This window comes from Virgibacillus profundi, assembly GCF_002287375.1.
In the GTDB taxonomy this organism is placed as follows: Bacteria; Bacillota; Bacilli; order Bacillales; family Amphibacillaceae; genus Virgibacillus_K; species Virgibacillus_K profundi.
In genome coordinates this window covers 690,643-707,689 of record NZ_NPOA01000001.1, presented here as the reverse complement: position 1 = coordinate 707,689, position 17,047 = coordinate 690,643, and the positions used below count along the sequence as shown (strand labels likewise).

Genomic DNA, 17,047 nt, shown 5'->3' with positions numbered 1-17,047 from the left:
CATGTCGAATAAAGAATTACTTTGTCGAAATCTACAAACTGAAACAATTCATTTGTTAAAAGTCACAAATTATGGTGAAAAAGCGTGATGGATAAGAGAATGCACATATGAGAAAACTCAGAACTATTTAGTGTATATTGGCATCGTCAGAAGGTGTAGCCAACTGAACCTGCGGAAATACTGGACTGTTCTCTAACTATAGAAGATTTTAAACTACGGATTTATTATTTCCTATCTGCCAAGCACAAAAAGAGGCTATTCACCAATTGAATAACCTCTTTTTTCATGAATCTATCAAATTTTATACGATCATTTTTCAATTCGCTTTTCTAAGTTGCTCCTGTTCCTCTTTTTTTTTGGCTGATGACATTCTAAATGGTGCAATGACAAGTGCTAATATCAGGAATGTTCCAAGCCATCCGATGGTTGGGTAGAACCAGGCAACAAGATCTGTAAATCCAACAAAGCTTAATCCAAACGCAATTACAATGGTAACTGTTGTGAACAGCCTTTGTTTCATTGTGCCAACTTCCGTGAAGCGTGCACCGAATGAGTAAAACATACTTACAGCTGTATTGAAAATCATACCGAATAATATGAAGGAATAGATGAATCCGAGAACTGGTGAAATATCATCCACAATTTTCAGCATCGGCATGTCAAAGCTTGCAACAACATCAACATTTGAAAATACAGCCAGATTACTTAATACAATCAGTACTCCAATTCCCAGCCCACCAACGAGTCCGCCAAGTGAAGCAATTCTTTCATCTTCCTCTGCGCCACCCATTAGAAGCGCCATGGAAGCCCCAACAGCTATATTAAATGAAACATAGTTAATTGCGGAAAGCAGCCAGTGTGAAAGTGCTGAAGGTGATTCCTGAGCAACCGGGTTTAATGCAGCGAAAGAATTATCCATGGCTAGGATACTGTAAATGGATACAAGGATAACAGCCAGTATTAGAAATGGTGTAATGCTTCCAATTACGGCCACGACCCGGTCCACATTCAGCATCATTGTAACGATGACAAGAACACTCATAAAAATAATTCCTACAATAGATGATAGTCCAAATTGCTGACTAAAAATAGAACCTGCCCCTGCTATCATTACTACACCTACACCAAATAAGGTGAAAATAATGATGGCATCAACTATAATCCCGAGATACTTCCCGCTGACCTTATAGATAGCTTCTTTATGCGAGGTTGCCCGCATGCGACTTCCAAGCCTTGTTAACATCATACCAAGATAGGCAAATAATGCGGTGGAAACGATAGCTCCAATTATTCCAATATATCCGAAACTTGTAAAATACTGTAGAATTTCCTGTCCGGAAGCAAAGCCTGCTCCCACGATAATACCAATGAATGCACTACCTATTTTTAAGATTTTCTTCATGATGACCTCCATATTTATTGTTTGTCTTTTAAGTATTTACTGAAACGCTATTTGTAACCGATAATAGTTACCCCCACGTGAAAACATTTATCCCAACACTGAACTAATCCACAACCTAAAGTCATCAGTCCATACGTTGCTATATGAGCGCATGCGCCTTAGGCCTTGACGGCAAACGCTTTCAAATATTTTTCTAATTAAAATAATGAGACAATATAAAAGATTATATCACATCGAATAAAGTATTACTTTGTAAAAAATGCACAAATTAAACCATTCCATTTGTTAAAACCTACAAAATATGTGATAAAATAGTGATAGGAGAAGAACGGAGGATGCCCATATGCCCAGCACAAATTTATTTAAAAATACATTGGATTCTCCCGAGGGTTTAGCCGATCGGATTGCAGAAATTCTGGGTTGTCCTGTTACAATAGAAGATTCCAAACATCGGATCATTTCCTATTCCAAGCACGAAAATAATGTAGACAAAGCAAGAATGGCTACGATTATTCAAAGAAAGGTCCCGGAAGAAGTCATAAATAGTTTATGGAAAAATGGCATTATGGTAAAGTTGATTGAAAGTGATAAAGCAGTCGTCGTACCAGCTATTGAACATGTTGGTCTCGGAAACCGTGTTGCTGTATCTGTCAGGGAAAGAAATAAAATAATTGGATTCATCTGGGTACAAACCAATGAAAAAACACTTGATCAGGAACAGCTGAAATTGCTTGAAGAAGCTGCAGTCCATGTAAAAAGCCAGCTGATTCGACATCGTATAAAACGAAGAAAAGCAGATGTGAACTATAATGAATTTTTCTGGCAGATGCTGACAGGACATATTCTAAAAGAAGGGGAAATTGCCCGACAGGCTGAATATTTCGGACTGCAGATGAATGGCCAACTGACAATTGCCGTTATTGAATTTGAAGGAGAGGTATCTGAAAATATTGAAAAACATGCACATTATTTAACAGAATCATTACATCATGTTCATGTTGTTTGCCGTGTATTTGATGAAAACCAGCTGATCCTGCTGATTCGACTGGTAAATAAAATGGATAGCAAAGATAATATCAATCATTTTATTGCTGACTTTATTCATAAAATCAATGAACGGCTAGAAATTAAGGAGGTGAAAGGATCCTATGGTCTTCTCTATAACTCGCCTGCATCTATACATTACAGCTATAAACAGGCGTTGAAGGTATTGGAACTTCAAAGGAGAATTCCTGAAAAACTGAAGGGTATATTTAGCTATCAGGAGCTTGGTATTTATCAGTTTCTGACAGAATTAAATACACTCAGAAAAGAAGAACAATATCAAAATACCTCCATCGAAAAATTAAAGGACTATGACACAAGGAACAATTCCGATTTACTGGAAACGCTCCATGTTTTTCTGAATTGTGACAGCAATGTTGCAGGTGCAGCCAGTAAAATCCACGTCCATGTAAACACATTAAATTACCGATTGAAACGAATTACAGAAATTACAGGGATTGATCTAAAGGATCCAAATCAGAAAGTAACATTATATCTGGATTTGAAAATGGCAAGTTTACAGGATGGTTTGTGATTTTTAACAAACTATCCCGTATCTATTTTGTATTCTAAATGAAGAAAAATTCGATAACAAGTTATATACTGGAATTATAGAATTAGTAAATGAGGAGTGTTTTAGATGATTATAGGTGTTCCAAAGGAAATAAAAAATAATGAAAATCGTGTTGCTATGACACCAGCTGGCGTTGCCAATTTACTTGGTGCAGGGCATCAAGTGATTATTGAAGCAGATGCTGGCCTTGGCAGTAGTTTTACGAATGAAGAATATAGAGAAGCTGGTGCTGAAGTCCTTGAAAGCGCTTCAGACGTTTGGGGAAAAGCGGAAATGATTATGAAGGTGAAAGAACCGCTTTCATCCGAGTATGGCTATTTCCGTAAAGGGTTGATTTTATTTACTTATCTTCACCTGGCAAATGAACCTGAATTAACTCATGCTTTAGTCGAACATGAAGTTACAGCAATCGCTTATGAAACTATTACTGTAAATAACACATTACCTTTGCTTACACCAATGAGTGAGGTAGCTGGCCGTATGGCATCTCAAATCGGTGCACAATATCTTGAAAAGTCAAAAGGTGGAAAAGGTATCCTTTTAAGTGGTGTACCAGGAGTTCAGCGCGGGAAAGTTACCGTTATCGGTGGTGGTGTTGTTGGAACAAACGCAGCAAAAATTGCGCTTGGACTTGGTGCAGATGTAACAATTATCGATTTGAACCCGGCACGTTTACGTCAGCTTGAAGATATTTTCGGTACAAGTGTTCAAACATTGATGTCTAATCCGTACAATATTGCAGAAGCTGTAAAAGATTCTGATCTTGTTGTCGGTTCTGTATTAATTCCTGGTGCAAAAGCGCCTAAGCTTGTAACAGAGGACATGGTTAAATCAATGCAGCCAGGATCTGTTATTGTAGATGTTGCAATTGACCAAGGTGGTAACTTTGAAACTGTTGATCATGTAACAACACATGATGATCCAATCTATGAAAAACATGACGTCCTGCATTATGCTGTTGCTAATATTCCTGGTGCAGTGCCACGCACGGCTACAATTGCACTAACAAATGTAACCATACCTTATGCAACCCAAATTGCATCAAAAGGTGCTGTAAAAGCAATTAAAGAAAATGCAGCAATTCAAACAGGTGTTAACGTAGTAAACGGAAAAGTTACCTTTGAAGCAGTAGCAAAAGATCTTGGTTATGACTTTGCAACAGTTGATGAGGCAATTTCTGAATAACCCATTATAATAACATTAAATAGCATTATATAAAAATACCCTTCCAGCATAGCTTTGAAGGGTATTTTTAAAATTTTAGGAGAATAATTATGTTATTATTTTAACTACCAGGGGGAATGAAGTCATGAGTTATGGAAGTTACCGGGATACATGGGTAGAGGTTTCAATAAATGCGATCCAGCATAATGTGAGGACTTTTAAAGAATATATAGAACAGGACAGCAGGCTTATGGCTGTAGTAAAAGCAGATGCCTATGGTCATGGAGCAGTAGATGTAGCCAAAATGGCAATTGATGCAGGTGCTGATTATTTGGCAGTTGCATTTCTCGATGAGGCAATTCAGCTTCGCCAGGCGGGGATTGATTTCCCAGTTCTGGTTCTCGGGTATACAACACCGGATGCGGTGGAGGATGCAATTATGAATGATATTACATTAACTGTATTTACACAGGATGTAATCGATACAATCATAAAAATTGCAGATCAAAATAAAAAAACTGCTCGTATTCATGTGAAAATTGAGAGTGGAATGAACAGGATTGGAATAGCTGATGAAAAAGAAGCCTTAGAACTGATTCAATCGATTCATTCCCCATATGTACTGACAGAAGGGATTTACACACATTTTGCAGATGCGGATAATATAGATTCCACATACACTGTGAAGCAATTTGAGCATTTTACCAAAGTCACGGACTACCTGGAAAAACATAATCTTTCAATTCCGATAAAACATTGCTGTAATAGTGCAGGTACAATTGCATATCCAGAGATGCATTTGGACATGGTTCGGGTTGGGGTTAGTCTATATGGTTTATATCCGGATGAACATTTGCAAGATAAAATTCATCTGAAACAGGCGATGAGTTTTAAAACAAAACCGGTAATGATTAAAACAGTTCAGGCTGATCATCCAATTAGCTACGGCTGTACTTTTTCGCCTGAAAAGGACGCTCTGATTGCAACGATCCCAGTGGGGTATGCTGATGGGTTTTCCAGACTGTTGTCGAATAAAGGATATGTAACAGTTAAAGATAAAAAGGCTCCTATCGTTGGCAGAATATGTATGGATCAGTCGATGATTGATGTAACAGAAATGGAAGATATCAATGAATCTGATGTGATTACGATCTTCGGAGAACCGGATGAAGGATTTATTTCCTTGGGTGAAGTAGCATCACAAATGAACACAATACACTATGAGACAGCCTGTTTAATAAGTAAAAGAGTTCCGAGAGTATATATAAATGATGGAATGATTGTGAAGGAAATAGGGTTAATAAAGGAAAATATACATGCAATATAATGAAAAATTGTCGAAATAGCACGTTCCTCGCTCGAAAACATAAGGTGGTCGCTCGTTAAGGTGTGCTCCTTCCCAAATACCGGGCTGTTGTCCGATCGTTCCCGCTTAAGCTGTCTGTTGTTGGACGGCTTTTTCCTTTCCTATCGATATTTAATCATTTAAAATATAATTATAGTGAATACTAACCAATGAAAGATCAACAAGGAGGAACACGTTCGTGATCATAGCGATCATCGTTTTATTATTTGTTTCATTTTTCTTTTCAGGCAGTGAAACAGCTTTAACTGCTGCAAATAAAATGAAGCTTCAGACAAAGGCTACGAATAATGATAAAAAATCAGCAAAGTTATTAGAGTTGGTTTCCAAACCGGGACAATTCATAACAGCTATTTTGATTGGAAACAATATCTCAAATATAATGTTGCCAACACTAGTAACAATAATGGCTATTGATTATGGAATAAATACTGCAATCGCCTCAGCCGTTTTAACAATAGTGATTATAATTTTTTCCGAAGTCATTCCAAAATCTGTTGCAGCTACATTTCCGGATCGAATTGCATATTTTGTGTATCCGGTCATTAGGGCTGTCATGTTTATTTTTAAACCACTGACACTTTTGCTTAATGGTTTAACAGGATTTATCATAAGGCTTCTATCCAAAGGTCAGAAGGAAGAGACTTCCATATCAATAGCGGAACTAAGGGCAATGGTGGATATTGCAGGTTCTGAGGGAACATTTAAAGTGGATGAATCACATCGGATTAAAGGTGTTCTGGACTTTCATAATTTAAATGTAAAGGATGTACTGAAAACACCGAGGATAGATATGGTCGCTTTGTCTTATACGGCAAGCTTTGAAGAGGTAAGAGATGTAGCCATTCAAAATCCATATACAAGGTACCCGATTTATAAAGAAGATATTGATCAAATCATTGGTGTTTTTCATTCGAAATATTTGCTGTCATGGTCCATTGAACCTGAAAGATCCCTTGAATCATTTAGTGATATGGATCCAATGATTGTTTATGAATTTCATTCGATTGAGTGGATCTTTCGTAAAATGACACAGGAGAAAAAACATATGGCCATCGTGTTGGATGAATATGGTGGAACAGAAGGCATTTTAACACATGAAGATGTTATTGAGGCAATGATTGGATTGGAAATTGAAGATGAAATGGATCTTAAAAGTGAAATGCTGATAGAAAAGCATACCGAAACAGAGGTTATTTGTGATGGAAAAATCCCTCTGCATCGATTGAACTCTCTTTTTCAAACAGACATACCCGAAGAGGAAGACGTCCTGGCGGGTTACTTATTAAAGGAATTCACTCACTTCCCTGAAGTGGGGGATATTCTTGAAAGAAATAATCTAACCTTTAAGATACTGGAGATTGATGGAAGAACGCTGAAGCAGGTTCAGATCATAAAGTAGATCATCCACAACAGGGATAAATGTCCCCCTTTGCCTGAAAAAAGCATAGGATAATAAAGTAATGCTTTTAAGGGGTGTAATAGATGGGATTATTTATTAATCATGAAAACCATGAGGATATTTTTAAAAACAATGGTGTAATTAATGAACACAACCAAGGTTTTTTTATGAGAAACCATGTAGAAGAAATGATCGAGGAACAAAAAAAAGTAAATGATTCATTACATCGTTCCTTCCTTGGATTGGAAAAGCTGCATGCACAGCAGGAGAATAAACAATCAAGTCGTTGGAATGACATTAGTACCAGGTTAAATGAGCTCAAAGTAATGAATCACCAGCATGAAAAGCTGGAAAGTCATGTGGTTGATCAATTAAAGAAATTGGAAAGTGAGAATAAGAAGCTGCAAGTAATGATGGATGATGGACGATTATCAGAGCAGGAATTTAGCGATCAAATTAACGGTATTAGTCAATCCAATCAGGAAATTGTGGCTCAATTACATGCATATGGATTAGCTAATGAAGAGCTTTCCTTAAAAGTGGATAAACACTTTGAAATACAGCAGCAGATGGCAGAGCAAGTTACTAAGCAAGGGGTAAAGCAGGATGATGTCTTGGATCGACTTGAGAACCAGGAAGCGTTGACAGAGAAAGTGATTAGACAAATCGAACATTTCCGTTCCACTCTTTTCGAGAGAACCAGCTATCTGGCAGAAAAAATTGAAAATGGATACCAGCTCACTTCTTCATATGTTGCTAAATTTATGAATGGAGCAGATCAGCCTTTGAATAGTTACATGCTGAATCAAAAACAGAAGGAAGAACAGAAAAGCACAAAATAGTTGGGGAGCAGCGATTCTAAAAAAGTATCGCTGATTCGTTTGTCCTGTAAATTATTTCAACAGAATCAAATATTGAACAAATAGAGCCACCTGTCCTTCAGATCAACAGTTATGAAGACTGGTGGCTTTCTTTTAATTAAAAATTCCCTATTTTATTGGTTTTATGAATATCTTCCGTTCCGGCATCTAAAGCAGTTTTGTAATATGAACATTTATGCTCTATGAGTTCCATTGTTTTTTTTAGTTCTTCCATCTGTTCTTCAACACTAGTTTTTCGTTCCAAGAACATGTCATATCTTTCTTGCAACGTGGAATCCCCATCAGAGCACCAATCAATAAAATTTTTAATTTCCTTGATAGGCATCCCTGTAGATTTTAGACATTCAATAATTTTTAAGGCGTCTATATCGGATTCTTTAAAAACCCTAGTTCCGTTAGGTGTGCGTTCTACAAAAGGCATTAGGCCTTCCTTATCATAGTAACGTAAAGTATATGCTGTGAGATCTAATTTTTTTGCAACTTCGCTGATCGAATATTTCATCGTCATTTATCTCCCTTTTTATTTAGACTTCGAGTTAACTCTATGATTTAGCATAATTTAATCATACTAAATACTAAAAGTAAAGGCATAATTAAGTCCATTTATATTCTGATATTCTGCAGATAAACTTATATCTTGACCTAGAGTTAACTATAGGGCTTATTCTAGTTTGGCAAGAGAAAAACAAGTTAATTCTCTTTATTAAATTAAATTATTGGAGGTTTAAACAAATGATAACAGCTAAAGCACGGGCAGTAGACGGTCCAGACAAACCATTTCGAGCTGCTGAAATTAAAAGACGTGATCTTGATTCACATGATGTTCTGATTGAAATTAAATAATTAGGAGGATCTGGTATGAATAAACCTTATATTATTATACACACACATACGTCCATCGATGGTAATCTGGATATTATGAATTTGCGAGAATTTGAAGAAGCGAGTAGACAATATCAAGAACTTTCATTGGACTCTGAAAAACAACAGTTTGAAATACAAGGCTATCTGAACGGTAAAACTACAACAGAAGACAATATGACCCATTACAAGAAACCGGAGTTAGATGAAAAAGCAGCCCCTGTTCCTGAAGGGGATTATGTGGCGGACCCCGATGCTCCCATGTATTATTTATCCATCGATGCACGAGGAGAATTAGCCTTTGAAGAGAATACCTTTGGCTATGGCGGTGTCCCTTCTCACATTGTAGAAGTCCTAACGGAGCAAGCGTCAAACGCCTATAAAGATTTCCTTAGAAAGAAAAAGATCTCATATATCATTGCGGGTTTTGACCAAATTGATTATGAAGTGATGCTGGACAAGTTCTACAATCTCTTCCATATCAAGCGAATGATGGTTGGAGGTGGCGGAACGATCAACTGGTCTTTCATTCAAAATGGACTAGTTGATGAAGTCAGCGTCATCTTAGCCCCTATCGCAAATGGCGATCCAGACGGCCACCGATTCTTCGAGGCAAAAGAACCATATTCCAGCATGAAAGAAACAGCTTTTCAACTTAAATCCGTTGAAGAATTGGAACACGGTACATTATGGATTCGCTATTCTGTAAAAAAGAAGTAAAACAACAATAGAGAAAACATCTTTCCAAAAAGATCGCAGTCCCAATCTTTTAGAAAATAGCCTTATTTTAAAAGCAACCTCCTAAAATAAGAAGGTTGCTTTTATCTTATTTATTTTCATTATAATTCACAAGTGGTATTTCGTTTAAACCACTTAAGTCCACAATCTGCTCATTATCCATCTCATCAAGCGGAAATACCATTGCTGATTGATGATCTGTCTGTATTTCCTGAATATAAACTGGTATTCCATGGTAATTTACATTTATCATTTGTATTGATTCCATAATTTCCTGTGCACGTTGTCTATCCATGATGTTCTCCTTTACAATGGCTTAGGTTGTATTTTTTGCTGATTGCACACAGGATATTCAAAAGGTGTGAATCCATTTTTTTCTGTTATTATTAAGATGAGGAAAATAGGATCCAGGACGCGGTAAAAATAAGAGTTTAATTAGAAAAAGGTGTATGATGAAACCATTTACTGAAAATGTCATCAAAATTATAAAGCAAATACCTGAGGGAAAGGTTATGACTTATGGGCAAATAGCGAAGACTGCAGGAAGTCCGCGTGGGGCGAGACAGGTTGTGCGGATACTTCACTCTATGAGCAGAAAATATGACCTGCCCTGGCATCGTGTTATTAATGTAAAGGGCGAAATTGCTATAAAAGATGAGGAAGGCGCATGGAATCAGAAAATGATGCTTGAAGATGAAGGGATAGAGGTGAGCGAAACGGGAAAGTTAAATTTAGAGAAGTATCGATTTCACCTTGATCTAAATTTGGATGAAGAATTATAAAGCGAACAGTGTCACTGTTCGCTTTAAGAGGTTACGCATATTATATATTTTTTAAAGCATCAGAAATTGAGGTTTCACCTGACATAAGATCAAATGAACGATTATGGGTCTTTTCCTCATTTAAAGATTCTACAACTACTTTGGCAACATCCTCACGTGGAATAGATCCACTTTTTATATTCTCAGCTGCAGATATTTTTCCGGTACCTGCTTCATTTAAAAGGCCACCAGGGCGAATAATGGTATAGGTTAAATCACTTGCTTCAAGTGCCTTGTCCGCATAATGCTTCGCAACCATGTATGGTTTAATCGGATTATCAGCCCAGCTATACCGGTTATGTGCCTGAAAAGCACTAACGATGACAAAGCGGTTTGCTCCAGCCTTTTCAGCAGCTTCTATTGATTTAATTGCACCATCCAAATCGACTAATAATGTTTTATCAGCTCCGGTACTTCCACCTGAACCAGCTGTAAAAATAACTGCATCGCATCCAGATGCGGCTTCGGCAATCTCATCAACACTACCTTCCAGATTTGCTACAACAGCCTCCACACCCGATTTTTTAAGTGTCTCGGCTTGATCTTCTTTTCTTACCATTGCCCTTAATGTATGTTCCGTACTGTTTTGCAGTAGATCAACGACGTGCTTTCCAATTTGGCCATTAGCCCCTATTAGTAAAACTTTCACAAAGCATCTCTCCTCTACTATTTGCTATCTCTTTCATTATTTCAGATGCAGGTGGGGGAAGCAAAGGAACTGTTTAGTTAATTTAGCAGAAAGTATAAAACTTTCTTCTCCTGGGGCTCCGATTACTCGCCCCACCGTAAAGATTTGCATAAGTGCAACTAAGGCATACGCCTAACCTATAGCGTATGCCAAGTTTTCTAACAGTTGCATTGAAAATAGCAGGAGATGCAGGTTACTGATAGAAGAATAGGACTTTTTAATCATTATTCACAGATTATTTACAGTAGCTTAATATTGAGTTGTTATAATTTACCTTAATATGTGAGTATTAGGGGGTAAAACTTTGAATAAGAAGTCCGGTTTTAACAGAGATACAAAAAAGGGAAAATTTCAACATGTATTAAATAAACTCAGCTTGCAATCTCGTTTACTGATTACGTTTATTTTGTTATTAATTATCTCAATTGTTGCAGTTGGGAGTACATCGTACATAAAAGCTAAGGATATGACGGCAAATTCAATTGAAAATCGTCTTGAACGTGAAGCAGAATTAATGGGATACATCGCTGATAATTTGAAATTTTTATATGTAAGTGATGAGGATTATTTTATGCAGCAGCTTGAAATTAACATTCGTACACAGCAGAAAAAGTTAGAAGATGACGGAATTCCATCTGACTATTTTTACATTGAAGATGGAGAAACAATTCCATTTGAAGTTAGCAATGATGCGATTCCATCGATATCAGATTCATTAATCGATAAATTAACAGATACAAAAAGCGGTCTTCTCCAGGAAAATATTGAAGGAGAGAACTATACGTTAGCCTTCCAGGAAATGGATGAAATTAACGGTATTTATGTATTGCTCATTCCGACAGCATCCTATATGGGTCCTGTAAATCAAATGGCCTTTTTCACAATCGCTATTATTATTACAAGCATAGTAATTGCTGTGATTATCATTATCCTTTTTGTGAGAAGCATTACAAAACCACTTACTGTTTTACGTCAAACCATGAAGGAAGTTCGTGATGGAAACTTAAATCATTCTCCTGTGGTAAAGACAACGTTACCTGAGTTTATTTCATTGCATAAAAGCTATGATGCTATGATATATCAAATGAAAATGATGCTTAATGAAATACAGGAGACGACTGCAAATTTGGAACAGACTGGAGGGGAATTGCAGGGTTCATCAGAGGATACAATTGCATCCAGTCATCAGCTGATTGAAGCAATTCAAGTTGTAAAGCAAGGTGCTGATCAAACTGCCAGCAGCTCTGAAAGTAATGTTGAAAGTTTTAAAGCAATGAAGCAAAAGATTGAAGTAATGATTACAAATATGGATATTGTTTTTAATAGCTCAGAGGGAATGAACCACTCAGCAAAACGTGGTGATAAAAAAATGGCTGAATTAATTACCACGATTCTTACTTTCGAAAAAGATTTTGAACATCTGACAGGTACGATTAAACAGGTACAAAACTATTCTTTTTCCATTTCAAATCTGGTTGGATTAATTCAAGGAATAGCTGAGCAAACAAAGCTATTATCTTTAAATGCAGCGATTGAAGCGGCACGTGCAGGGGAAGCCGGGAAAGGGTTTGCGGTCGTAGCAAATGAAGTAGGGAAATTAGCTGAACAATCATCAAGTGCGGCTGAACAAATTACACAGTCAATATCCAATATGGAAGATGTAACGAATAGTGCCACTCAGGAATTTGAACAAATGCTGATGAAAACGAAAACAACTTTAAGTATGTCTAATGAGGCTAAGGTATCGTTCGATGAACTTATGGTGGAAATAATGCAAGTAAGTAATAAGCTGCAAGGAATGCAAGGAGAACTAAAAGATTTAGAGAGAACGCTCCCTGAATTAGAACAAACAGCGATTAGCTTTTCATCTGTATCACAGGAAACATTAGCAAGTGCTGAGCAGATGCTTGCTGGCAGCGAAAATCAAATACAGCAGCTGGAAAATACACATGAAATTGGATTGAAGCTTACAGATTTATCGAGATCATTATCTGAGAATGCTAAGCATTTTAGTGTAGAAGCAGGATAACATTGGGTGAGACACTATCGGAAACTCAGGGAGTACCGCGGGTAATTTACTGAATGAAGAGGAGAGAGAGGTAATACAAACAAATAAATGACAGACAGATTACGAAAAGGGACAGTCTCTGCCACATTTAAAACTTTCATGTGACGAGGACTGTCCCTTTTTCCCTTTTCTATCCAAATCGTCCGGAGATATAATCCTCTGTACGATTATCAGATGGGGTGGTAAAAATAGTATCTGTCTTATCATATTCAACTACTTCACCATTAAGGAAAAATGCAGTTTTATCTGATATGCGGGCAGCTTGCTGCATGTTATGGGTGACAATAATAATAGAGTACTCTTTTTTTAGCTCCTGAACTAACTCTTCAATGCGAAGGGTTGATTTAGGGTCAAGTGCAGATGTTGGTTCATCCATTAAGATAACTTCCGGCTCGATTGCGAGACAACGAGCGATACATAGACGCTGCTGCTGGCCACCGGAAAGCCCGTATGCATTTTCTTTGAGTCGATCTTTAACTTCATCCCAAATAGAAGCGCCGCGAAGACTTCGTTCCACTATTTCATCCAGAACCTTTTTGCTGCGGATGCCATGTATTTTTGGACCGTAAGTGATATTGTCGTAAATGGATTTAGGGAATGGATTAGGTTTTTGAAAGACCATCCCAACCTGGGTTCTTAAGTCCTCCACTTTAAACGTTTTATCCAGGATGCTTTTATCGTTATATGTGATTGTTCCGGAAGTACTAACAGTTGGAACAAGCTCAACCATCCGATTTAATGTTTTTATAAAAGTGGATTTCCCACATCCTGATGGCCCAATAATTGCTGTTACTTCTTTTTCATAGATGGATAGATTAATGTCTTTTAATGCATGTGTCTGTCCATACCATAGGTTTAAATCTTTCGTATCGTAAACAACTCTATTATTCGTTGATCCTGAATATGCGTGTTTATCTTCTGTTAAGGTAGTCATTATTTCACTCCTCGTATAGTATGAAATTTGGTATAGGCGCTTAAAAAACGGTACCTAAGCGCTCGAAAATACCGTACAAGTGCTTAGTATTGGCTTTCGTCCGGTGCATGTGCTACTGATTCCTAATACCGCTGCTGGAATTTATTTCGAATAATTACAGCAATGGCGTTTAGAATAAATAATAGTACAAGCAATACGATAATTGTTGCGGCAGCTAAATATGCATATTCATCGACTAGTGAAGCATCGAGTGTCCAATAGTAAATCTGCATGGGAAGTGCCGTAAATGTGTCAAATATACCTTCAGGAAATGGAAGTAAGAATGCTGGTATGCCAAGAACAGTTAATGGAGCAGTTTCTCCGATAGCACGTGACACGGCTAAGATAGCACCTGTTATTATCCCTGGTAATGCTGCAGGAAGTATGATTTTTTTAACTGTTTGCCATTTTGTTGCTCCCATACCATAGGATGCTTCACTTAAATGCCCGGGAACAGCACGTATTGCTTCTTGTGCAGCAACGATAACGATAGGCAAAACAAGCAGAGATAATGTTAAGCCACCAGCTAATACAACATTTCCAAAGTCCATGACCCTTACAAAGATAGTAAGCCCTAATAGACCGTAAACGATTGATGGGACACCAGCCAGGTTGGAAATATTTGTCGCAATGAAGGACTGTAGTTTACCTTTTTTTGCATATAGCTCCATATAAATTGCCGTCCCTACACCAATAATTAAGGTGACTGGAATGACAATGAGCATCAAATAGGAGGTTCCAAGAATGGCCCCCATAATTCCTGCCTTTTCGGGGAAAGTTGATAGTTTTCCAGTGAGGAAATTCCAATCAATCCAGGCAATACCTTGTGTAACAACCCGAAAAATTAAAATCGCCAGTACAGCAAGGCCAAACAAAGTTGCTATTAAAAATACTTGTTTTAAAATGTTGTTTTTTAATACACGGGAATTCATTCGTTTATGAACTAAAGTCTGATCAACATACTTCATATTAATATTCCTCCCTAAACTTACGAGAGACGTACCTTGCAAGTAAATTCATGATAAGTGTAAATACAAATAAAGTCAGAGCCACAGCGTAAAGACTATAATATATTGTCGATCCGGCAGGTGCTTCCCCACCGGAGACTTCAACAATGTATGCAGTCATTGTTTGCATAGATTGTGTAATGTCGAAAGTAAAGTTTTTGGAGCTTCCGCTTGCAATCGTTACAATCATCGTTTCACCAATTGCTCGGGAAATTCCAAGAACGAATGAGGAAATAATTCCGGATAATGCAGCTGGAATTACAACCTTGAATGTTGTTTCCAATTTTGTGGCCCCTAGTGCCAATGCGCCTTCTCGCATGGAGTTCGGGACAGACGTCATCGCATCCTCTGATAGGGATGCAATCATTGGGATAATCATAACTCCCATGACAAGACCGGGACTAAGAATATTAGTTGCTTCAACAGCTGGAAAAACAGCTCGAATTACAGGTGTTACAAACGTAAATGCGAAAAATCCGTATACAATAGTTGGAATACCGGCAAGTATTTCCAAAAGTGGTTTTAATGTTTTTCTTACTTTTTCTGATGCATATTCACTTAAATAAACTGCAGACATAATCCCAATAGGACCTGCTACAAGCATTGCTATGACAGACGATATAATCGTTCCATTTAAAAGTGGCAGTAGACCGAATTCAGGTTCTTGGCTTAATGGCTTCAGCACGGTTCCTGAAATGAATTCCCAAATAGGTATTCGCTTGAAAAATTCGAATGCTTCCGATAATAAAGTATAGATTATTCCTACTGTTGTCAGAATGGAAATGGATGCAATAATGAGAAGAAGTATTGGAATTATTTTTTCAGTTAGTGCAGAAAAATTCCTCTTTCGTTTCTTTTCGGCGATCATTTCTCTGACATTAACAGCGCTTTTTTTCTCGGAACCGCTGTTTGTCGTCATTTTCTGGTGCACCCCTTCCAGCGCATAAAAGTCATAATGAGATGAGAGTGCACAACTCTCATCTCATTACCTTAAAGTTATTTAATTTAGCTCTTTCTTATTCGATTCCTTCTATTTCCTCAAGTTGTGCTTGAGCTTCTTCGTCTGGGATTGGAGCAAATCCGGTTTCACCAGCGAATGTATTTGCTTCTTCAGCAACAAACTTAGCGTAATCCAGTACTTGTGCTTTCTCCTCTGCCATTCCTACGTTTAAGTAAGTGAATACTGGACGAGTAAAGTTAGCATAAGGTCCTTCTTCTCCGATTGTTTCAAGAGATGGAGTAACTGCACCTTCACCAAAGTCAATGCCTACAGCATTTACTTTGTCTTGGTTGTTATCATAATATCCAAAGCCGAAGAATCCAATTGCGTTTTTATCTTCTGCTACTAGAGTTACAAGCGTTGAATAATCTTGTTGAAGATTGATATCACTAACTAAATCTTGTTCTTCAAGAATGTTTTCATAGAAGAATTCATACGTACCATGGTTTTCATTCGGTCCATAAGTTTGAATTTTTTCTTCTGGCCAATCTGGGTTAATATCTGACCAATTTGTATATTCACCCATGAAGATGCCTTTAACTTGATCTTCAGTCAGCTCAGTAGCCCATTCATTTTCAGGGTTTGTTACAATTGTTAAACCATCCAATGCTACTTTAATTTCCATTATATCAATGCCAAGCTCTTCTGCTTTTGCTTTTTCTTCATCTTTAATTAATCGGGAAGCATCGTTAAAGTCTGTTCCATCTTCTGCTAGGAACCTTTCAAATCCAGCACTTGTTCCAGCACGGCTCACTTCAACAGAAACACCTTCTTGTTCATTAACCATATATTCTTCAGCAAGTCTTTGCATTAATGGGTAAACTGTTCCGGATCCGTCGATTACCACATTGCCTTCCAGTTCAGCTGATTCACTATCACCCTCGGCATTTGCACTTTCTGAAGATGCATCCTCTGAATCGTTATTTTCTTCCTCTGAATCTGATCCTCCGCAAGCTGCAAGTACAAATGCTAGTGCTGCAACTACTAGGAACAGTAGATACTTTTTGAATTTCATAAAAATTGTCCTCCCCTATATGTCTGGTTTATTTTTTGAAAGGTGA

The 17,047-nt window shown here is 37.4% G+C and carries 16 protein-coding genes and 1 pseudogene; 9 read left to right on the top strand and 8 right to left on the bottom strand.

All coding sequences use genetic code 11. From position 1 onward, the window contains the following. Window positions 1-316: 316 nt before the first annotated feature. Window positions 317-1,402, bottom strand: coding sequence for a YkvI family membrane protein (locus CIL05_RS02990; protein WP_095654008.1), 1,086 nt, complete (start codon window positions 1,400-1,402; stop codon window positions 317-319). Between the two features lie 343 nt (window positions 1,403-1,745). On the opposite strand from CIL05_RS02990, the gene CIL05_RS02985 reads away from it, so the two are divergent. The 5 genes from CIL05_RS02985 to CIL05_RS02965 all read left to right on the top strand — a co-directional run bounded on the left by CIL05_RS02985 (window position 1,746) and on the right by CIL05_RS02965 (window position 7,791). After that, window positions 1,746-2,981, top strand: a complete 1,236-nt coding sequence (locus tag CIL05_RS02985) for a PucR family transcriptional regulator (RefSeq protein ID WP_095654007.1) — start codon at window positions 1,746-1,748, stop codon at window positions 2,979-2,981. Window positions 2,982-3,086: 105 nt separating this feature from the next. Continuing rightward, complete coding sequence (ald, locus tag CIL05_RS02980) at window positions 3,087-4,205, top strand: alanine dehydrogenase (protein WP_095654006.1); 1,119 nt, start codon at window positions 3,087-3,089, stop codon at window positions 4,203-4,205. Window positions 4,206-4,329: 124 nt separating this feature from the next. Further along, window positions 4,330-5,511 carry an alanine racemase gene (alr, locus tag CIL05_RS02975; protein ID WP_095654005.1) on the top strand — a complete coding sequence of 394 codons (1,182 nt, stop codon included), beginning with the start codon at window positions 4,330-4,332 and terminating at the stop codon, window positions 5,509-5,511. A gap of 217 nt (window positions 5,512-5,728) precedes the next feature. Continuing rightward, the gene (locus CIL05_RS02970) at window positions 5,729-6,949 is read left to right on the top strand and encodes a hemolysin family protein (protein WP_095654004.1); all 1,221 of its coding nucleotides are present in this window, start codon (window positions 5,729-5,731) and stop codon (window positions 6,947-6,949) included. A gap of 83 nt (window positions 6,950-7,032) precedes the next feature. Further along, window positions 7,033-7,791, top strand: coding sequence for a hypothetical protein (locus tag CIL05_RS02965; RefSeq protein WP_095654003.1), 759 nt, complete (start codon window positions 7,033-7,035; stop codon window positions 7,789-7,791). Between the two features lie 136 nt (window positions 7,792-7,927). Here CIL05_RS02965 and CIL05_RS02960 read toward each other — a convergent pair whose 3' ends face one another. After that, the gene (locus CIL05_RS02960; protein ID WP_095654002.1) at window positions 7,928-8,332 is read right to left on the bottom strand and encodes a MerR family transcriptional regulator; all 405 of its coding nucleotides are present in this window, start codon (window positions 8,330-8,332) and stop codon (window positions 7,928-7,930) included. Window positions 8,333-8,562: 230 nt separating this feature from the next. On the opposite strand from CIL05_RS02960, the pseudogene CIL05_RS02955 reads away from it, so the two are divergent. Together CIL05_RS02955 and CIL05_RS02950 are read left to right on the top strand one after the other, a co-directional pair. Beyond that, window positions 8,563-8,670 (top strand): annotated as a pseudogene (locus tag CIL05_RS02955) (alcohol dehydrogenase); the annotation flags it as partial. A gap of 18 nt (window positions 8,671-8,688) precedes the next feature. After that, window positions 8,689-9,411 carry a dihydrofolate reductase family protein gene (locus CIL05_RS02950; protein ID WP_095654001.1) on the top strand — a complete coding sequence of 241 codons (723 nt, stop codon included), beginning with the start codon at window positions 8,689-8,691 and terminating at the stop codon, window positions 9,409-9,411. Between the two features lie 106 nt (window positions 9,412-9,517). Here CIL05_RS02950 and CIL05_RS02945 read toward each other — a convergent pair whose 3' ends face one another. Further along, a complete protein-coding gene (locus CIL05_RS02945) occupies window positions 9,518-9,724 on the bottom strand; it encodes an H-type small acid-soluble spore protein (RefSeq protein ID WP_095654000.1) in 207 nt (68 codons plus the stop codon). 157 nt (window positions 9,725-9,881) lie between these two features. Between CIL05_RS02945 and CIL05_RS02940 the strand changes: the two genes are divergently transcribed. Beyond that, window positions 9,882-10,211: an MGMT family protein gene (locus tag CIL05_RS02940; protein ID WP_095653999.1), complete on the top strand. Its 330-nt coding sequence runs from the start codon at window positions 9,882-9,884 to the stop codon at window positions 10,209-10,211. 40 nt (window positions 10,212-10,251) lie between these two features. Here CIL05_RS02940 and CIL05_RS02935 read toward each other — a convergent pair whose 3' ends face one another. Then, the gene (locus tag CIL05_RS02935; RefSeq protein WP_095653998.1) at window positions 10,252-10,899 is read right to left on the bottom strand and encodes an SDR family oxidoreductase; all 648 of its coding nucleotides are present in this window, start codon (window positions 10,897-10,899) and stop codon (window positions 10,252-10,254) included. Window positions 10,900-11,242: 343 nt separating this feature from the next. On the opposite strand from CIL05_RS02935, the gene CIL05_RS02930 reads away from it, so the two are divergent. Further along, window positions 11,243-12,967: a methyl-accepting chemotaxis protein gene (locus tag CIL05_RS02930; RefSeq protein ID WP_095653997.1), complete on the top strand. Its 1,725-nt coding sequence runs from the start codon at window positions 11,243-11,245 to the stop codon at window positions 12,965-12,967. Window positions 12,968-13,136: 169 nt separating this feature from the next. Here the strand turns inward: CIL05_RS02930 and pstB are convergent, their stop codons facing one another. From pstB to CIL05_RS02910, 4 genes are all read right to left on the bottom strand, one after another. Beyond that, the gene (gene pstB, locus CIL05_RS02925; RefSeq protein WP_095653996.1) at window positions 13,137-13,940 is read right to left on the bottom strand and encodes a phosphate ABC transporter ATP-binding protein PstB; all 804 of its coding nucleotides are present in this window, start codon (window positions 13,938-13,940) and stop codon (window positions 13,137-13,139) included. A gap of 122 nt (window positions 13,941-14,062) precedes the next feature. Next, the gene (pstA, locus tag CIL05_RS02920; RefSeq protein WP_095653995.1) at window positions 14,063-14,947 is read right to left on the bottom strand and encodes a phosphate ABC transporter permease PstA; all 885 of its coding nucleotides are present in this window, start codon (window positions 14,945-14,947) and stop codon (window positions 14,063-14,065) included. Window position 14,948: 1 nt separating this feature from the next. Then, on the bottom strand, window positions 14,949-15,905 hold the full coding sequence (pstC, locus tag CIL05_RS02915) for a phosphate ABC transporter permease subunit PstC (protein ID WP_095653994.1): 957 nt from the start codon (window positions 15,903-15,905) through the stop codon (window positions 14,949-14,951). A 97-nt stretch (window positions 15,906-16,002) separates the two neighbouring features. Next, window positions 16,003-17,001, bottom strand: coding sequence for a PstS family phosphate ABC transporter substrate-binding protein (locus CIL05_RS02910; protein WP_095653993.1), 999 nt, complete (start codon window positions 16,999-17,001; stop codon window positions 16,003-16,005). Between the last annotated feature and the right edge of the window lie 46 nt (window positions 17,002-17,047).